This is a genomic window from Propioniciclava flava (assembly GCF_004126535.1).
GTDB classification, from domain to species: domain Bacteria; phylum Actinomycetota; class Actinomycetes; order Propionibacteriales; family Propionibacteriaceae; genus Propioniciclava; species Propioniciclava flava.
On record NZ_PPCV01000004.1, the window covers coordinates 14,199 to 30,111 of the forward strand.

Annotated in this window: 13 protein-coding genes; 4 read left to right on the top strand and 9 right to left on the bottom strand. The window is 67.7% G+C overall.

Going from position 1 to position 15,913, the window contains the following annotated elements:
* Nucleotides 1-17 precede the first annotated feature (17 nt).
* On the bottom strand, nucleotides 18-1,925 hold the full coding sequence (locus C1706_RS06580) for a BCCT family transporter (RefSeq protein WP_241653467.1): 1,908 nt from the start codon (nucleotides 1,923-1,925) through the stop codon (nucleotides 18-20).
* A gap of 218 nt (nucleotides 1,926-2,143) precedes the next feature.
* Complete coding sequence (locus C1706_RS06585) at nucleotides 2,144-2,992, bottom strand: SDR family oxidoreductase (RefSeq protein ID WP_129458440.1); 849 nt, start codon at nucleotides 2,990-2,992, stop codon at nucleotides 2,144-2,146.
* Between the two features lie 163 nt (nucleotides 2,993-3,155).
* Between C1706_RS06585 and C1706_RS06590 the strand changes: the two genes are divergently transcribed.
* Nucleotides 3,156-4,667, top strand: a complete 1,512-nt coding sequence (locus tag C1706_RS06590; RefSeq protein WP_129458441.1) for an NAD-dependent succinate-semialdehyde dehydrogenase — start codon at nucleotides 3,156-3,158, stop codon at nucleotides 4,665-4,667.
* Between the two features lie 21 nt (nucleotides 4,668-4,688).
* On the opposite strand, the gene C1706_RS14570 is transcribed toward C1706_RS06590, so the two are convergent.
* From C1706_RS14570 to C1706_RS06605, 4 genes are all read right to left on the bottom strand, one after another.
* Nucleotides 4,689-5,180 carry an amidohydrolase family protein gene (locus tag C1706_RS14570; RefSeq protein ID WP_241653468.1) on the bottom strand — a complete coding sequence of 164 codons (492 nt, stop codon included), beginning with the start codon at nucleotides 5,178-5,180 and terminating at the stop codon, nucleotides 4,689-4,691.
* Nucleotides 5,111-5,857: an amidohydrolase family protein gene (locus C1706_RS14575; protein ID WP_241653469.1), complete on the bottom strand. Its 747-nt coding sequence runs from the start codon at nucleotides 5,855-5,857 to the stop codon at nucleotides 5,111-5,113. The genes C1706_RS14570 and C1706_RS14575 overlap by 70 nt, the downstream gene beginning before the upstream one ends.
* Before the next feature lie 10 nt (nucleotides 5,858-5,867).
* Nucleotides 5,868-6,764, bottom strand: a complete 897-nt coding sequence (locus tag C1706_RS06600) for a patatin-like phospholipase family protein (protein WP_431830689.1) — start codon at nucleotides 6,762-6,764, stop codon at nucleotides 5,868-5,870.
* A gap of 93 nt (nucleotides 6,765-6,857) precedes the next feature.
* The gene (locus tag C1706_RS06605; protein ID WP_129458442.1) at nucleotides 6,858-7,619 is read right to left on the bottom strand and encodes a trimeric intracellular cation channel family protein; all 762 of its coding nucleotides are present in this window, start codon (nucleotides 7,617-7,619) and stop codon (nucleotides 6,858-6,860) included.
* Nucleotides 7,620-7,721: 102 nt separating this feature from the next.
* Here C1706_RS06605 and C1706_RS06610 point away from each other — a divergent pair, with 102 nt between their 5' ends.
* Nucleotides 7,722-8,699: a L,D-transpeptidase family protein gene (locus tag C1706_RS06610; protein WP_129458443.1), complete on the top strand. Its 978-nt coding sequence runs from the start codon at nucleotides 7,722-7,724 to the stop codon at nucleotides 8,697-8,699.
* Nucleotides 8,700-8,737: 38 nt separating this feature from the next.
* Nucleotides 8,738-9,922: a M20 metallopeptidase family protein gene (locus tag C1706_RS06615; protein WP_129458444.1), complete on the top strand. Its 1,185-nt coding sequence runs from the start codon at nucleotides 8,738-8,740 to the stop codon at nucleotides 9,920-9,922.
* A gap of 79 nt (nucleotides 9,923-10,001) precedes the next feature.
* On the opposite strand, the gene C1706_RS06620 is transcribed toward C1706_RS06615, so the two are convergent.
* Both C1706_RS06620 and C1706_RS06625 read right to left on the bottom strand, forming a co-directional pair.
* Nucleotides 10,002-12,197, bottom strand: coding sequence for an NADP-dependent isocitrate dehydrogenase (locus C1706_RS06620; protein WP_129458445.1), 2,196 nt, complete (start codon nucleotides 12,195-12,197; stop codon nucleotides 10,002-10,004).
* 443 nt (nucleotides 12,198-12,640) lie between these two features.
* Nucleotides 12,641-13,690, bottom strand: coding sequence for a VanZ family protein (locus C1706_RS06625; RefSeq protein ID WP_206661020.1), 1,050 nt, complete (start codon nucleotides 13,688-13,690; stop codon nucleotides 12,641-12,643).
* A 120-nt stretch (nucleotides 13,691-13,810) separates the two neighbouring features.
* On the opposite strand from C1706_RS06625, the gene C1706_RS06630 reads away from it, so the two are divergent.
* Nucleotides 13,811-14,548 carry an FCD domain-containing protein gene (locus C1706_RS06630; RefSeq protein WP_164987463.1) on the top strand — a complete coding sequence of 246 codons (738 nt, stop codon included), beginning with the start codon at nucleotides 13,811-13,813 and terminating at the stop codon, nucleotides 14,546-14,548.
* Nucleotides 14,549-14,594: 46 nt separating this feature from the next.
* On the opposite strand, the gene C1706_RS06635 is transcribed toward C1706_RS06630, so the two are convergent.
* The gene (locus C1706_RS06635) at nucleotides 14,595-15,869 is read right to left on the bottom strand and encodes a citrate synthase (RefSeq protein WP_129458447.1); all 1,275 of its coding nucleotides are present in this window, start codon (nucleotides 15,867-15,869) and stop codon (nucleotides 14,595-14,597) included.
* Between the last annotated feature and the right edge of the window lie 44 nt (nucleotides 15,870-15,913).

The window sequence follows — 15,913 nt, forward strand, 5'->3', positions numbered from 1 at the left end:
GGAGACCTGGACGCGCTTCATTCCGTCACCGTCTCCGGGGTGGCCTCGTCCTCGACAAACTCCTCCTCCGTCTCGGGCTCGGGGGTGTCGACCCGTGCGCCGACCCCCTCGCCGGGGGGCGTTTCCGAGATGGCCAAGACGAAGTCGTCGCCATGCTGCCGGACGCCCTCGACGACCGCTGTGTTGATCGCCTCGACGGCGTAGCGTCGCCGCACGATCATGGGATCGGTGTTGAGATCGCGCACCAGGGCCACGGCAATGCCGATCATGACGATCATGAACGGCAAGCCCGCGATGATGGTGATCGCCTGAAGACCGTTGAGCGCATCCGCCCCGCCCGCGACCAACATGATGGCTGCAGCGGCGCCGGTTGCCACCCCCCAGAACACCACGACCGGACGCCGGGGCTCCATCGTGCCGTTCTCGCTCAACGTGCCCATGACGACCGAGGCGGCGTCCGCGCCAGAGACGAAGAAGATCGCCACCAGCACCATCACCAAGACGGAGGTGATCGTCGGCCAGGGCATCGTGTCGAGCAGGGCGAACAGCGTGCCTTCGGAGGAGCCGACAGCGCTGAGTTGCGCGCCGGCCTGCTCGGCGTTGATGGCGGCTCCGCCGAAGATGGCGAACCAGATCAGGCTGACGAGGCTGGGCAGCAGCAGGACGCCGGTCACGAACTGGCGGATCGTGCGGCCCTTGGAGATGCGGGCAATGAACATGCCGACGAACGGCGTCCAGCTCACCCACCACGCCCAATAGAAGATCGTCCAGCTAGCCAGCCAAGCGTTGGCGTCGGGGCCCGCGGCGCCGGTGCGCGCCGACATCTCCATGATGGTCTGCAGGTAGGTGCCCAGGGTGGTCGGCAGCAGGTTCAAGATGAAGACCGTCGGGCCGACGACGAACACGAAAGCCGCCAAGACAACGGCGAGCACCATGTTGATGTTGGAAAGATACTGAATGCCGCGTCCCACCCCGGATACCGCCGACAAGACGAAGCAAATCGTCAAGGCGGTGATGAGCAGGACCAAGAAGGTGTTGCCGACGTCCCCGATCCAGCCGACGATCTGGGCGCCGTGCGCGATCTGCAGTGCGCCAAGACCGAGCGAGGTCGCCGAGCCGAAGAGCGTGGCGAAGATCGCGAACATGTCGATGATCTTGCCGCCGGGGCCATAGGCCTGCCGTTTGCCCAGGAGCGGTTCGAAGGCGGCGCTGATCGTCAGGGGGCGTCCCTTGCGGAACACGCTGTAGGCAATTGCGACGCCGACCACGGCGTAGATGGCCCAGGGATGCAGCCCCCAGTGGAAGAAGGTCGTCGCCATGGCTGTCCGGACGGCGTTCTCGTTCCCGGGAGCGCCGGTGCCGGGCGGGGGAGTGATGAAGTGAGCCAGGGGCTCGGCGGCACCGTAGAACATGAGGCCGATCCCCATCCCTGCGGAGAACATCATGGCGATCCAGGACACCGTGGAGAACTCGGGGCCCTCGCCGTCGCGGCCGAGGGGGATGTTGCCGTATTTCCCTGCGGCGAGCCACAGCACGAAGAAGACGAATCCAGTCGCGGCGAGGGCGAAGAGCCAGCCAGTGTTGTCGACAACCCATTCCAGGCCGACGCTGGACGCCTGGCCCAGCGTCATCGGGGAGATGATGCCCCACGCGACGAAGGCGATCGACAGCAGGGCGGTGACGCCGAACACGACGCGGTCCAAAGAGCCGGGGCGTTCGCTACGGAGCGCCTCCGCGGGAGGTTCGAGCGCCGGATGGGCGGCGTCGAGAACTTGGCCTTGGCCGGTCATGCGCGCAACGCCTGCTCCGGCGGTGATGTTGAGCAGGCTCCTACGGCCCGGCGTGGCCTGGTGATGATTCCTTGCCGCGCGGCTGGGGAATAGCCGACGCGCACCACGCGTGCTGGGGCGCTCTTTTTTCGCCATGGAGGGGGTCTCCTTTGGTGGACAACCCTCCCCACGTTAGCGAGGTCCTAGCATCAAGTCACCTTGTAAACGCGAGATTACGTTGTCTCGCGTTGTCACGGCCGGGTTCGTTTTGGGCGCGCGGGTCCGATCCGGGTCCGCTGGGAGTGGTGAAATCCAGGCCGATAGTTGTTGAATTCTGTATGGCGCAGGTGTCCCGGAGTGCGCCGTGGTGCGCGCTAGTTCAGGGAGCGGGCGAAGGCGTCCAGGGATGTCGCGGGACGCCCCAGAATGCGCTCGACGTCGGGGCTCACCGGCGCCAACGCGCCGGTGGCGATCGCCGCATAGGTCGAGACCCAGGCGTCGTAGACCCAATCGGGCTCGCCAGGCCAACCCGCTCGACGGGACGCGTAGGCCTGCTCCAGCGTCTCGTTCTCGAAGCGGTACTCCTGCCCGGTCGCCTCGCTGAGGACGGCATAGGCCTCGGCCAGCGTGAAGGATGCGGGGCCGGTCAAGGTGTAGGTAGCACCCCGATGCTCCAGCGGCTCGCGCAAGACGGCTGCGGCAACCTGTGCCACGTCCTCGCGCACGACGAAGGAGCAACGGCCCTCCCCTGCAGGACCGCGTGCCACCCGCTGGGCCCCGGCAAAAGCCGGGAGCACGTCCGCGTAGAAGTTGTCACGCAGGAAGGTGAAGTGCAGCCCCGACTCCCGGATCACCGCCTCCGTCGCGCCATGATCGCGCCCCAACGTGAACACCGCGTCGGGGGCCGCGGCCGCGAAGGAGGTGTAGACGACGTGCTGGACGCCTGTGGCAGCGGCCGCGCGGACGAACGTCTCCTGATCCTGCTCTCGAGTCGCCGATTCCCCGGCCGACACCATCAGTGCCACGTCGATGCCCGTCAACGCGGCAGTAACGGCGGCGGCATCCCCGAACGTCGCGACGGCCACCTGCGCGTCGGCCAGCGCGGGCGCACGCGAGGCATCGCGCACGACGAGGCGTAGCGGGATCCCTTCGGCGGCCAGCAACGCGGCCACCCGTCCGCCGAGGTGTCCTGTTGCTCCAGTGATAGCGATACGAGAAGACATGCCTGCACTGTGGTTCGCCGGTTTGCTCGACCAGCAGCGTCGGATGCCGGAGCCCTCACGTGCCCGCCCCAGTGGTGAGGGAGGCGCCTATCGTGGGGGCAGAAGCGGACGCCGGCGTCGATGCAGAGCCGGACGCGAGCCAGGCAGCCACGAGAGGGACGAGATGAACCCCACCCAGACCAGCGCAACGGATCCTCAGGGCAGCCTTGCCGCACGCACGGTGGCGCTCCTAGGCCGCGTCCCGGACGGCCTCCTGATCGACGGGGTGTGGCGTCCCGCCGAAGGGGATCGAACCTTCACCGTCAGCGACCCGGCGACTGGCCTGCCCCTGGTGCGTATCGCCGACGCGTCACCCCGCGATGCGCTGGACGCTCTCGCGTCCGCCGATCGCGCTTTTCCCGCCTGGGCCAGGGTGGCGCCCCGTGAGCGTGCCGAACTGCTGCGCGCCGCCTTCGAGGAACTCCAGCGACGCCGCGACGAGTTCGCGCTGCTCATGACCCTGGAGATGGGCAAGCCGCTGCAGGAGTCGTTCGGGGAGGTGGCCTACGGGGGCGAGTTCCTCCGCTGGTTCAGCGAAGAGGCGGTCCGCATCCAGGGCCGTTACGGCATCACCCCGGAGGGAACTGGCCGCGTAGTGGTCAGCCAGCACCCGGTGGGGCCCTGCTACCTCATCACGCCGTGGAACTTCCCGTTGGCCATGGCGACCCGTAAGATCGCCCCGGCGTTGGCGGCAGGCTGCACGGTCGTGGTCAAGCCTGCTTCCCTCACCCCACTCACGACCTCGTTGTTCGCGCAGGTGCTCCTGGACGTCGGGGTACCCGCCGGTGTCGTCAACGTCGTGCCCAGCACGAAGTCCGGGCCGGTGAGTGCGGCGATCCTGGACGATCCGCGCGTCCGCAAGCTGTCTTTCACGGGGTCGACGCCGGTGGGGCGCGACCTCCTGGCGCGGGCCGCGCCCGGTGTCCTGCGCACCTCGATGGAGTTGGGTGGAAATGCGCCGTTCCTCGTCTTTGCCGACGCCGATCTGGATGCTGCCGTCGCGGGCGCGCTGACGGCCAAGTTCCGCAACATCGGGCAAGCGTGTACGGCGGCCAATCGGTTCTTCGTGCATGCGAGTCTGGTCGAAGAGTTCACTGCCCGGGTCACCGAGGCCGTGGCCGCGTTCGAGACGGGCGCGGGGACGCAGCCCGGAGTGACCATCGGCCCGTTGATCGATTCTCGGGCGGTCGCCAAGAGTGAGGAACTCGTCGCGGACGCCGTCGCCCGCGGCGCCACGGTGCGGACCGGCGGGCACGCCGTGGAAGGCCCAGGGTCGTTCTTCGAGGCGACCGTGCTCGCCGACGTGCCAGCCGACGCCGCCCTCATGCGGGAGGAGATCTTTGGCCCGGTCCTCGCGATCACCACATTCGAGAGCGAGGACGAGGCCGTCCGACTCGCCAACGACACCGAATATGGGCTCGTCTCCTACGTCTACACCCGGGACCTTGCCCGCGCCCAGCGCATGATCGAGCGGCTCGCGACCGGCATGATGGGGCTCAACGTGGGGGTCGTCTCCAACGCGGCGGCCCCGTTCGGGGGCTGGAAGGAGTCGGGGCTCGGCCGTGAGGGTGGCCCCGAAGGCATCCGGGAGTACCTGCAAACCAAGTACACCCTCACCCCCGACCCGTTCGCCTGAACCGGTCGGGGCGGGCGGGCCTCAGTAGCGGGACGCCCAGGTTGCCTGACGGGTGTCGGGATCCCAGGAGTAGACCTCGTCGCCGGAGACGAAGGTGCGCAGCACCCGGTTGCGGATGTCGAGAGGATCGCCGTTCCACAGCACGACGTCGGCGTCCTTGCCCTTCTCCAGGGAGCCGACCCGGTCGGCGACCCCCATCACGGTGGCGGGGTTGATGGTGATGGCGCGCAACGCGGAGGCGGGCTCCATGCCCTCCTTGACGGCCAGCGCAGCCTGCGTCACCAGGAAGTCGATCGGCACCACGGGATGGTCGGTGATGATCGACACGTCGACGCCGGCGCGATCCAGAATACCGGGGGCGGCAGGGATGCGGTCACGCACCTCCACCTTCGACCGGGACACGATCAGCGGCCCGTACAGGACCGGGACGCCGCGTTCGGCGATCAGATCAGCGATCTTCCAGCTTTCGGTGCCGTGATCGAGGACGAGGTCGTAGCCGAACTCCTGCGCCATCCGCAGGGCGGTCGCGATGTCGTCGGCGCGGTGGCAGTGCTGACGCCACGGGATCTCACGGTTGAGCACCGACAGCAGCGCATCGTGACCAGGTTCTGCTCCGGGGACTCCTGAGCGCCGACGTTGCGGGCGGCGACGAAGGCCTCGCGGATGGTGAGCGCCGTCCCGAGCCTCGTGGAAGGAGTCTTCTTCTGCTCACCGTAGAAGCGCTTCGGGTTTTCGCCGAGGGCAGCCTTCAAGCCGGAGGGGGAGCGCATGACCATCTCGTCCACGACGCGGCCAAAGGTCTTGATCGCAACGGTCAGGCCGCCGATGGGGTTACCCGAGCCGGGATTCACGTTCACGGAGGTGACGCCGCCCGACAGGGCATCGTCGAAGCCCTTCTCCATCGGGTTGATCGCGTCCAGGGCCCGGGCTGCGGCCATCACGGGGTTGGTCGCCTCGTTGGTGTCGTTTCCAGCCCACCCCTCGCCCTCCTCGTGGACGCCCAGGTGGACGTGCGCGTCGATGAAGCCAGGCAGCACCCAGGCGCCCTCTGCGTCGAGCACGGCGTGCCCCTTCGGGATCCGCGCCCGGGGCCCCAGCGACGAGATGTGCCCGTCGGTCATGACGATGGTCCCCTCGAACGGCTCCGCCGTGATGGGGACGATGTGGGCTCCGGTGATCGCGAGATTCATGGCATCGACTCTAGTCACCGGCGGGGACGTCCAGGTATTCGCGCCAGGCAGGGACTTCGCGACGCGCCTGTTCCAGGCCGAGTGCATGGGCCCGTTCCAAGGCGTCCACGTGGCGTTCGGAGTTACTGATCGGCATGTGGTCGGGAACGAAGAGGTAGGCGTCCCCGCTGCGCTCGAGTTCGAAGAGTTCTTCCCGGGTGGCGTTGTAGCGTGCCGGACGCGTGAGCAGCGCGTCGGCGACTGCGGGCATCCGGCGGAAGTGGGCCTGGTAGAAGCGCGGATACTTCATCGGCGCCTTGATGTATCCCCGCTCCTGGGTCAGGACGACGAAGAATTTCGTGTACCCGACGGCGCGGGCCGCGTCGAGGGCGATGCCGCCCGACTCGCCGAGCGCACCGTCGACGTACACCTCGTCATCGATGGTCACGGGCGGCATGAGGACGGGCATCGTGGAGGACGCCTGGACGCGCACCATCAGGTCCCCCATGGTGCCGATGTCGCGTTTGCTCCAGCGCACGGTGGCGCCGTCGCGGCAGCGGAAGGCGGTCAGCGACATCTCGGCCGGATGTGCGACGAAACGGTCGAAGTCATACGGCAGCGCCTCATCGGGGGCCGAGGTGTGCTGGTAGATGTAGTCGGCGTTGAAGAACCCCTGGCCGCGGACGAAGGTGCCCAGCCCGCCGAAACGTGGATCGGCCGCAAAGGTCGTGAAGGACGCCTTGGCTCGGGGGCCGTCGCCTGCGAGGTAGTTGGCCGTGTTGGAGGCGCCTGCCGAGATGCCTGCCACGAACGGGAACACCAGCCCCGCTTTCAGTAGTTCCACGACGACGGCGGAGGTGTAGGCGGCGCGCATGCCGCCCCCTTCGAAGATCAAGGCCACATCGGGCACGTTCACCACTGGTGTCACGGCTTCTCCTGGTTCGGGTTCACCCCAGCCTAAGCGGCGAAGCGAACGTGCAGGGCCGCTGCCGCGGGTCCGGGCGTGCGCGGCGTGGCTGTCTCACAGGGCGTCGTCGACGCTGTCCAGGTCGGGGTGGCTGTCCTGTTTGGCTTCTGCTTTGGCGCGCCGCCGAGCCAGCCGCCGCCCGAGGCGTTGCGCGCTGGCCTTGGGGCCCAGCGGCCGGATGCGGAGCGCGCGGAGGTTGAGTTCGACGGGTTCGGGCAGCATCCACCCTAGTCGGCGCGCCATCACGCCGAGCACGGCCGTCGTCAGGATCGAGACGAGCATGCCGAGTTGGGGGCGTTTGAGGATCTCCGTGAAGATCCACGTTTCGGCTCCCCCCAGCATCGCCAAGGTGGCATACAAGGTGTTGCCGCCGAACACCGTGGGGGTGCGTCCGACCAGGACGTCGCGCAGCATGCCGCCGCCGACGGCGGTGATGACGCCCAGCAAGATGCACGGCATGAAGGCCAGGCCGAGCCCTGCCGCCTTGATCGTGCCGGTTGCCGCCCAGCAGCCCAGCGCCAAGACGTCGGCGAAGGCGAGGGCACGCCGGGGCAGTGCTCCGTCCAGGCGCACCACGTACGCCACGAACGCGGCGATCAGGGCGCCGCCGAGATAGGCCGGGTCCGTCAGCGCCACAGGGAAGCCCGTGTTGAGCAAGACGTCGCGGATCATGCCGCCACCGAGTCCCGTGATGATCGCCAACGAGACGAATCCGACGATGTCGAACCGCTTGGACCGGGCCACGGCACCGCCGAGCAGCCCGCTGGCCACCACGCCGGTCACATCGACGACCCGGAAGAGGCTGTCCAGTTCCACGCCCCGCTCCTACCTTCACTTCCGTCTTGTCCGCTTGTAGTCTCTCGCCGAACGTGACGTGAACGGAAACCTGGGCAAGACACGTACCGAGGTGCTGCCCGAATGCGAGACACTGTCATGGTGTTGTCACGCCGCCCTCCTACGCTTCTTGTCGTCGCCCTTGTTGTGGCCGCTTCGTTGACGGGCTGTGCCGTGCCCGCCGCGCAGCGCGCAGAAGGGTCACCCCTCGCCGCATCCTCGCCGTCGACGTCGGCCAACCCCGACGCCACGAGCGCGCCCGCAGGGGCCCCCACTCCGGGGGAGAGCGTGGCGGCGTCCACCTCCGCGCCGGAGAGCACCGCCAGCGCCCCGGAGGCGCCAGTGTCGCCTGGTGCCCCGGCCTCGGACGCCACTCCTGAGCCGACCCTTCCGGCGTTGTCGGCCGCCCAGCAGGAACGGTTCGGCAGCTGCCTGGCCGAGGCGGTCCGTCACTGGTCCAGCGGGGCGTGCGCCACGCTGGCGCAACAGGCCTTGGCCGAACAGGGGTACCTGGAGGGCAACCCCACCAAGCGCATCGACGTGCGGGGCGCCAACGCGATCCTGAACTACCAGCGCTCCCGCGGGATCCACGCCACCGGGACGCTCGATGAGGCCACCTGGGTGGCCTTGGCCACCAACCAGGAACCCCGCTCGAGCGAGTTGCCTGAGGCCTGCCGCGTCGCGGGAACGGTGCTCTGTGTCGATCAGGGGGCACGCACGTTGCGCTACGTCGTCGACGGCACGGTGGAGCGGACGGTGCCGGTGCGGCTGGGGGGCTTCGCTCAGCACGCGAAGAACAAGAACTGGCGCAACTTCCCCACCGCCAACGGCACCTATCGCGTCTACGACAAGCAGCGCAACCCGCGCTCGGAGAACTATGGCGCTGGCGCGATGCCCTACAGCATCATGTTCCACCCCGACATGTACGTGCACTATTCCTCGGGGTTCGCCAAGCAGGGCTATGCAGGCTCCAGCCACGGCTGCGTGAACGTCGGCGACAAAGCCGCCATCACGTGGTTGTTCGAGCACACCCCCATCGGGGCCACCGTTCACGTGTACTGAGCGTCCCCTGGTCAGGGGTGCGGCGATAGCCTGAGCCCATGACCTTCCTGGACGACGCTGCGACCGCAGCAGATGAGCTGACCGCGCTTCGGAGAAGCCTGCACGCCGACCCCGAGGTGGGCTTGGACTTGCCCCGCACTCAACGGCGGATCCTCGACGCGATCGCCGACCTGGGGCTGGAGATCACGCTCGGCACCTCATCTACCTCAGTGGTGGCGGTGCTGCGCGGCGGTCGTCCCGGCCCGGTCGTCCTGCTGCGCGGCGATATGGATGCGCTGCCTGTCACCGAAGAGACAGGGCTGGATTACGCCTCGACCAACGGGGCCATGCACGCGTGCGGACACGACCTGCACGTCACCGGGCTCGTGGGTGCCGCCCGGCTGCTCGCCGCCCGCCGCGACGACCTGCCCGGCAGCGTGATCTTCATGTTCCAACCGGGAGAGGAAGGCGACGGCGGCGCCGCCCGCATGATCGCCGAAGGCGTCCTGGACGCCGCCGGTGAGCGCCCGGTCGCCGCCTACGGCGTCCACGTGGCGACGGGGAAGTTCGGCGTCTTCGAGACACGGGCAGGCACCCTGATGGCAGGCGCCAACGAACTGCATGTCACCGTGCATGGGCGTGGTGGGCATGGGTCACAGCCCGCCACCTCGGTGGATCCGGTGCCCGCCCTGCTGGAGTTCGGGTCGGCCCTGCAGACGATGGTGACCCGCCGGTTCTCGGTGTTCGATCCGGTGGTGGTGACCGTGACGCAGTTGTCCGCCGGGCAGGCCGTCAACGTGATCCCGCCCTCGGCACGCCTGGGCGCCACGGTGCGTGCGTTGTCGCAGGCGTCGGTCGACAAGCTGATCGTGGAGACCAAACGGCTGGCGGAGGGGATCGCATCCGCGCATGGCTGCACTGTCGACGTCGACTTCCAGATCGACTACCCCGTCACGGTGAATGACCCCGACGAGGCAGCGTTCGCCCTCGCGGTGGCCACGGACCTCGTCGGTCCCGACGACGCCCGCGAACTCGCGGCCCCGCACATGGGCTCGGAGGACTTCAGCTACGTGCTCAATGAGATCCCCGGAGCGTTCGTGTTCTTGGGGGCCACCCCGCCGCAGGTGGACTGGGAGACCGCAGCGTGGAATCACTCGCCGCTGGTCGTGTTCGACGACGCGGTGTTGCCACGGCAGGCCGCGTTCTTGGCCGAGCTTGCGTGGCGCCGCCTCCACCGCGGCTGACCCATGATGCGACCGGGGCCCCGGAATCCACATCAGGATTCCGGGGCCCCGGTCGCGTTGCTGTGTTGGCGGGCGAACCTCAGCCGACAGCGTCGATGATGGCGTTGAGCGTGGCCGAGGGACGCATCACCGTGGCGGTCGCGACCGGGTCTGGCCGGTAGTAGCCGCCCAGTTCCACCGCATGCCCCTGGACGCCGAGAAGTTCGGCGTCGATCGCGTCCTGGTTCGCCGCGAGGGCCTCGGCGACGGGGGCGAACACGGCCGCCAACTCTGCGTCCTCGGTTTGGGCGGCGAGTTCCTGCGCCCAGTAGCGGGCCAGCCAGGCGTGGCTGCCGCGGTTGTCGATCTGGCCGACGCGACGCCCGGGGGACTTGCCTTCCTCCAGCAGGGTGCCGGTGGCGGCGTCCAGTGCTGTGGCGAGCACGGCTGCGCGCGGGTTGTTGGTGCTGCGGGCCAGGTGCTCCAGGCTTTCGGCCAGTGCCAGGAACTCACCGAGGGAATCCCAGCGCAGGTAGTCCTCTTCGACGAGTTGCTGGACGTGCTTGGGGGCCGAGCCGCCTGCACCCGTCTCGAAGAGGCCACCGCCTGCCATCAGCGGGACCACGGACAACATCTTCGCCGAGGTGCCCAACTCCAGGATCGGGAACAGGTCGGTGTTGTAGTCGCGCAGCACGTTCCCGGTGACCGAGATCGTGTCCAGGCCCTGGCGGATCCGGTCGATCGAGGTCTGGGTGGCCTCGACCGGGGAGGCGATCGTGATGTCGAGCCCCGTGAGGTCGTGGTCGGTCAGGTACTTCTCCACCAACGTGCGCAGATTGCGGTCATGCGCGCGCTCGGGGTCGAGCCAGAAGATCGCGGGGGTGTGGGAAACGCGGGCGCGGGTGACGGCCAGCTTGACCCAGTCGCGGATCGGGGCGTCCTTGGTCTGGCAGGCGCGCCAGATGTCCCCAGCGGCGACGTCGTGCCGCATGAGCACCTCGCCCGCAGCCCCCACGACGCGCACCGTGCCGGGGCGCTCGATGATGAATGTCTTGTCGTGGCTGCCGTACTCTTCGGCCTTCTGCGCCATGAGGCCAACGTTGGGCACCGACCCCATCGTGGTCGGATCGTAGGCACCGTGAGCCTTGCAGTCGGCGATGACCGTTGCGTATACACCCGCATAGCTGCTGTCGGGGATGACAGCCAACGTGTCGGCCTCGGCGCCGTCAGGGCCCCACATGTGGCCGGACGTGCGGATCATGGCGGGCATGGACGCGTCCACGATCACGTCGCTGGGGACGTGCAGGTTCGTGATGCCGCGATCGGAGTTCACCATCGCCAAGGCGGGGCCCTCGGCCAGCTCAGCGTTGATGGACGCCTTGATCTCCGCTCCCTGGGGGAGGCCGTCGAGCCCGGCCAAAATGGAGCCGAGCCCGTTGTTCGGCGTCAGACCCGCCGCGGCGAGTTGGTCACCGAAGGCGGCGAACGTCGTGGGCAGGAAGGCCCGGACGGCGTGGCCGAAGATCACCGGGTCGGAGACCTTCATCATGGTGGCCTTGAGGTGCAACGAGAACAACACGCCGAGTTCTTTGGCTCGCGCGATCTGTTCGGTCAAGAAGGCGTCGAGGGCTGCCGCGCGCATGACGGTGGCGTCGACGACTTCCCCTGCGAGGACGGGGAGTTCCTTCAGCACCGTGACGGCGCCGTCGGCGTCCACGAATTCGATCCGCAGGGTGTCGGCCTGCCGCATGATCACCGACAGTTCGTTGGAGCGGAAGTCGTCAGCAGTCATGGTGGCGACTTCGGTGCGGCTGTCGGCGCTCCAGGCGCCCATCGAATGGGGGTGCTTGCGGGCGTAGTTCTTCACGGCCAGAGGAGCCCGGCGATCGGAGTTGCCCTCGCGCAAAACCGGGTTGACCGCCGAACCCTTGACCGCGTCGTAGCGGGCCTTCTCCTCGGCCGTGGCGTCGTCGTAAGAGGGCAGGTCGTAGCCCTGCGCCTGAAGCTCGGCGATTGCGGCGTTGAGCTGGGGAACGGAGGCGGAGATGTTGGGCAGCTTGATGATGTTGGCTTCGGGGCGCTGCACGAGTTCGCCGAGTTCGGCGAGGGCGTCGGCGACGCGGCGATCCTCGGGGAGGCTGTCGGCGAACGCCGCGAGAATGCGGCCCGACAGCGAAATGTCGCGGGTTTCCACCTCGACGCCGGCGGCCGAGGTGAACGCCTCGACGATCGGCAGGAACGAATAGGTGGCCAGCAGGGGCGCCTCATCGGTGAGCGTGTAGATGATCGTGGCCATGCGACTGTGATCTCCCTTGAATCGTCGTGACGGTGCGTCGCTCAGCTTATCGGTAGCCGAACCGGGCACGCGGATCCGGTCGCCCCGGCCGGGGACACCCTGCGTCTCGACACAGCAATGGGCCCTCGTCGATGCCCCATACGACGAGGGCCCACCCCGTTGATTCTGGCCGGAGATGGCGTGACGATTCCGGCCATGGCCCGGCGCGAACCGCCTCCACCCACGTCACCAAAGTGGAGCGCCGACGCGCAGTCGGCGGCGGTCGATCATCCGGCCATACGACGCCAACGTTCAGCGTGTAGGTACTTGTCTAGCGGGCCGCCACGGGGCCCCGCAAGAAAACCTGAACTGTTCTCACGCCCAGTGGCCGCTGTCCACCGAAGTGCGTCCTTGTCCACAGCGAACCGCCCGTTGTGCACAGGTGTGTCCACCGCGCGAGGGCCTCACGGCTCGCGGGCGTCGACCAACTCCTGCCCGCTGATCAGCCCTGGAAGGCCGCGGCCGTTGCGCGTCGCGAGCCAGGTGATGAACGCCAATATGAGGAACGGCCCTTGGTAGTTCGGGCCCGACTCGGGCAGGCCCAGCAGGATGAAGCCAGGAATACCGCCGAGGGCGCGCAGGAGCCGCGCGAGGAGGACCGGTAGGGGGCCACCCCGGTAGCGAAGCTGTACGGCGTAGTCCCCGATGGAACGTCCGGTCACCATGATGGCGAGGAACCAGACGAGGGCGGGAAGGCCGGACCCCAGCCAGGTGGCCTGGGCGGTTTGTTGCACGTCCAAGTCGGGCCTCATCAACGACACGACGACGTTCGTGGCCGCCGCCGTCGCCACTCCCATCAAACTGGCGGCCAACACGTCGCAGACCATGGCCAGGAAGCGGCGTCCCCGCGTGACGGGGTGGGGCAGTGCGGCCTCTGGCCGGATCCCGGCCCGGCGCCACGCTCCCGGCACCGCCAGGGCAATGATGGAGCCCAGGAGGGCCCCCAAGGTGTTGGCTTGGAGATCGACGACGTCGAAGACCCGGTAGGCGCACGGGTACAGGCCCCACACGCCCGTGAGCTGGGTGAACTCGACGACCGCTGAGACGCCGAGCCCGGACGCGGTTGCGACGACGACGCCTCGCCCACCCAGCGTGCGGATGAAGAACCCGAGGGGCACAAAGAGCGCGACGTTCAAGACGAGTTGCTGCAAAGCCGGATGCCGCAGCGGGTTGCCGCCTGCGGCGAACGACCGCTGGATGTCATGGACGAACGCCAGCGGGTTGAGATTGATCCCTGCGCAGCGATAGCTGCCCACCTGCGGCAAGGGCAGCAGGGTGTAGGCCCAAATGGCCCAGAAATAGATGACGGCGACGAGCCAGGCGAGCATGCGACCTGCGCTGAGGCTGCCGCGGCGTCGATAGCTTAAGGCGACGAAGGGAACGAACATCAAGACGCTGACGACCAAGCCGACCAGGATCGCTACGACCGCCTGGAACATCACGCCATTTCCCATTCGCTGAACCTTACAGCCGCACACCAGGCCTCCCTGACAATGGCAACTTTCTGGCAACAGCCAACGTGGTGCGTTGTCCCGATTTATCGTCAGGCACGATTCCCGAGGAGGCCGGATTCGATGTTCGTCAACGATGCGTTCGTCGAGACGCTGCCGTGCCCGCCCGCCGAGCGTGTGGCGCGGTTGCGCATGCTCATGGCCGACGAAGTCCTGGTCGTGGACACCCCCTATCCGCTTGAAGACATCGCCGCCTTCCTGGAAACGGGCGAAGAGGAGGCGCTGGACGTCTTGCGCGAACTCGGCCGCGACGGCTTCTTGGAGCGTCTCGAGTCAGGGGCGGTCCGTATCCGCGGCGAGGGAGAGTTCTGGGGCAGCGACGTCGTCGGGATCCGACGCCTCGTCGAGCCCGCCGCGGTGCAGGTGGCCAGCATCTTCGTGCGTCCTGCCGACCTCATCACGTTGCGGCAACTGGAGGGGCGCTGCTCGGAGGCGTTGCAGGAGCGCGACTTCCACGCTTTCCGCCGCGCCGAAGACGCCTTCTTCGCCTCGCTGCTGACTTTGCATCCGAATGTCGAACTCACACGTCTGGTGGCTGACCTTCGTGCCCGGACGCCGTTGGATGGGCTCCGCAGCGGCGTCGAGTGCGGTGTGGTGGCGGCGTCCCTTCTCCCGCATCAGCGGGCGCTGGACCTGATTGAGGCGTCCGAGTTCGAGGCAGTCGCCTGCCTGATGGACTTCGCGCTGGGGGCGTTGCGCTACGTCGGCTCCCCGATCATGGACGCGCCCCACCTCGGCGGTCCGCCCGGAGATCTCGATGAGCGGCCCGACGGCGAGTTCCTCGACGCGACCCTCGACTGACGCAGATCCCGAGCGCGGGCACGGTGAGCGCCCGCGCTCGAAGCGCCTACCCGCGCTGGTCTTGGGGTACGAACGTCCGTTCGCGGTAGCCGGTGTAGATCTGCTTGGGGCGCATGATCTTCTGGTCAGGATCGGTCATGTTCTCCAACCATTGCGCGCACCAGCCTGCCGTTCGCGGGACGGCGAACAGCACGGTGAACATCTCGGGTGGGAAGCGCAGCGCCTCATAGATCAGGCCTGAATAGAAGTCCACATTCGGGTAGAGGCGACGGGAGACGAAGTATTCGTCCTCCAGGGCGATCTTCTCCAGTTCCAAGGCAATGGACAGCAGCGGGTTCACGCCGGTGACCTCAAACACGTCGTCGCAGGAGCGCTTGATGATTTTGGCGCGGGGGTCGTAGTTCTTGTAGACCCGGTGACCAAAGCCCATGAGGCGGGCGCGGCCCTCCTTGACGCCGGCGATGAAGTCGGGCACGCGATCAATCGTGCCGATCTCTCGCAGCATGCCCAAAACCGCCTCGTTCGCGCCCCCATGCAACGGCCCGAACAAGGCACCGATGCCGGCGCCGACGGACGTGAACAGGTCGTTGCCCGCGGAGGCCACGGAACGCACGGCATTGGTGGAGCAGTTTTGCTCGTGGTCGGCGTGCAGGATGAACAACACTTCCAGCGCCCGGGAGACGCGGGGGTCGGCGCGATAGACGCGTTGTTGGCTTTGGAAGAGCATGGCCAAGAAGTTGTCGACGTAGCCGAGTTCGTCGTTGGGGTAGACGAAGTGACGCCCGATGGAATGCCGATAGGCCCAGGCGGCCATGGTGGGGATCTTGCCCAGCAGCCGGATGATGTTCATTTCTCGGGCTTCGGGGTCGTCGATGCGACGCGAACTGGGATAGAACGTCTGCATGGACGCCACCCCCGCCATGAGCTTGGCCATGGGGTGGGCGTCGTAGCGGAAGGCGTCGATCAGTTCGCGCACGTTCTCGTGGACGAGCCGATGGGTGTTGATCTGCTTTTCCCAGGACGCGAGCTGGTCGGGGGTGGGCAGTTCGCCGTACAGCAGGAGGTAGGCCACTTCGAGGTGGGAGGCCCCTGCGGCGAGCTGGTCGACCGGGTAGCCGCGGTACTCCAGGATGCCCGCATCGCCGTCAATGTAGGTGATCGCGCTGCGACAGGAGGCGGTGTTCATGAAGCCGGGGTCATAGGTGGCCAGCGGCCCGCTTTGTGTGGGGACCTGTTTGAGGTCGGTCGCGCGGATGGTGCCGTCGGTGATCGGCAACTCGAAGCTCGCCTCGGGGGTTCTCACCTGCAGGTTTTCGGACATGCGCACACCCTAAGGAGGCATGTGGCCTCGTGGGCGGGCTGTTC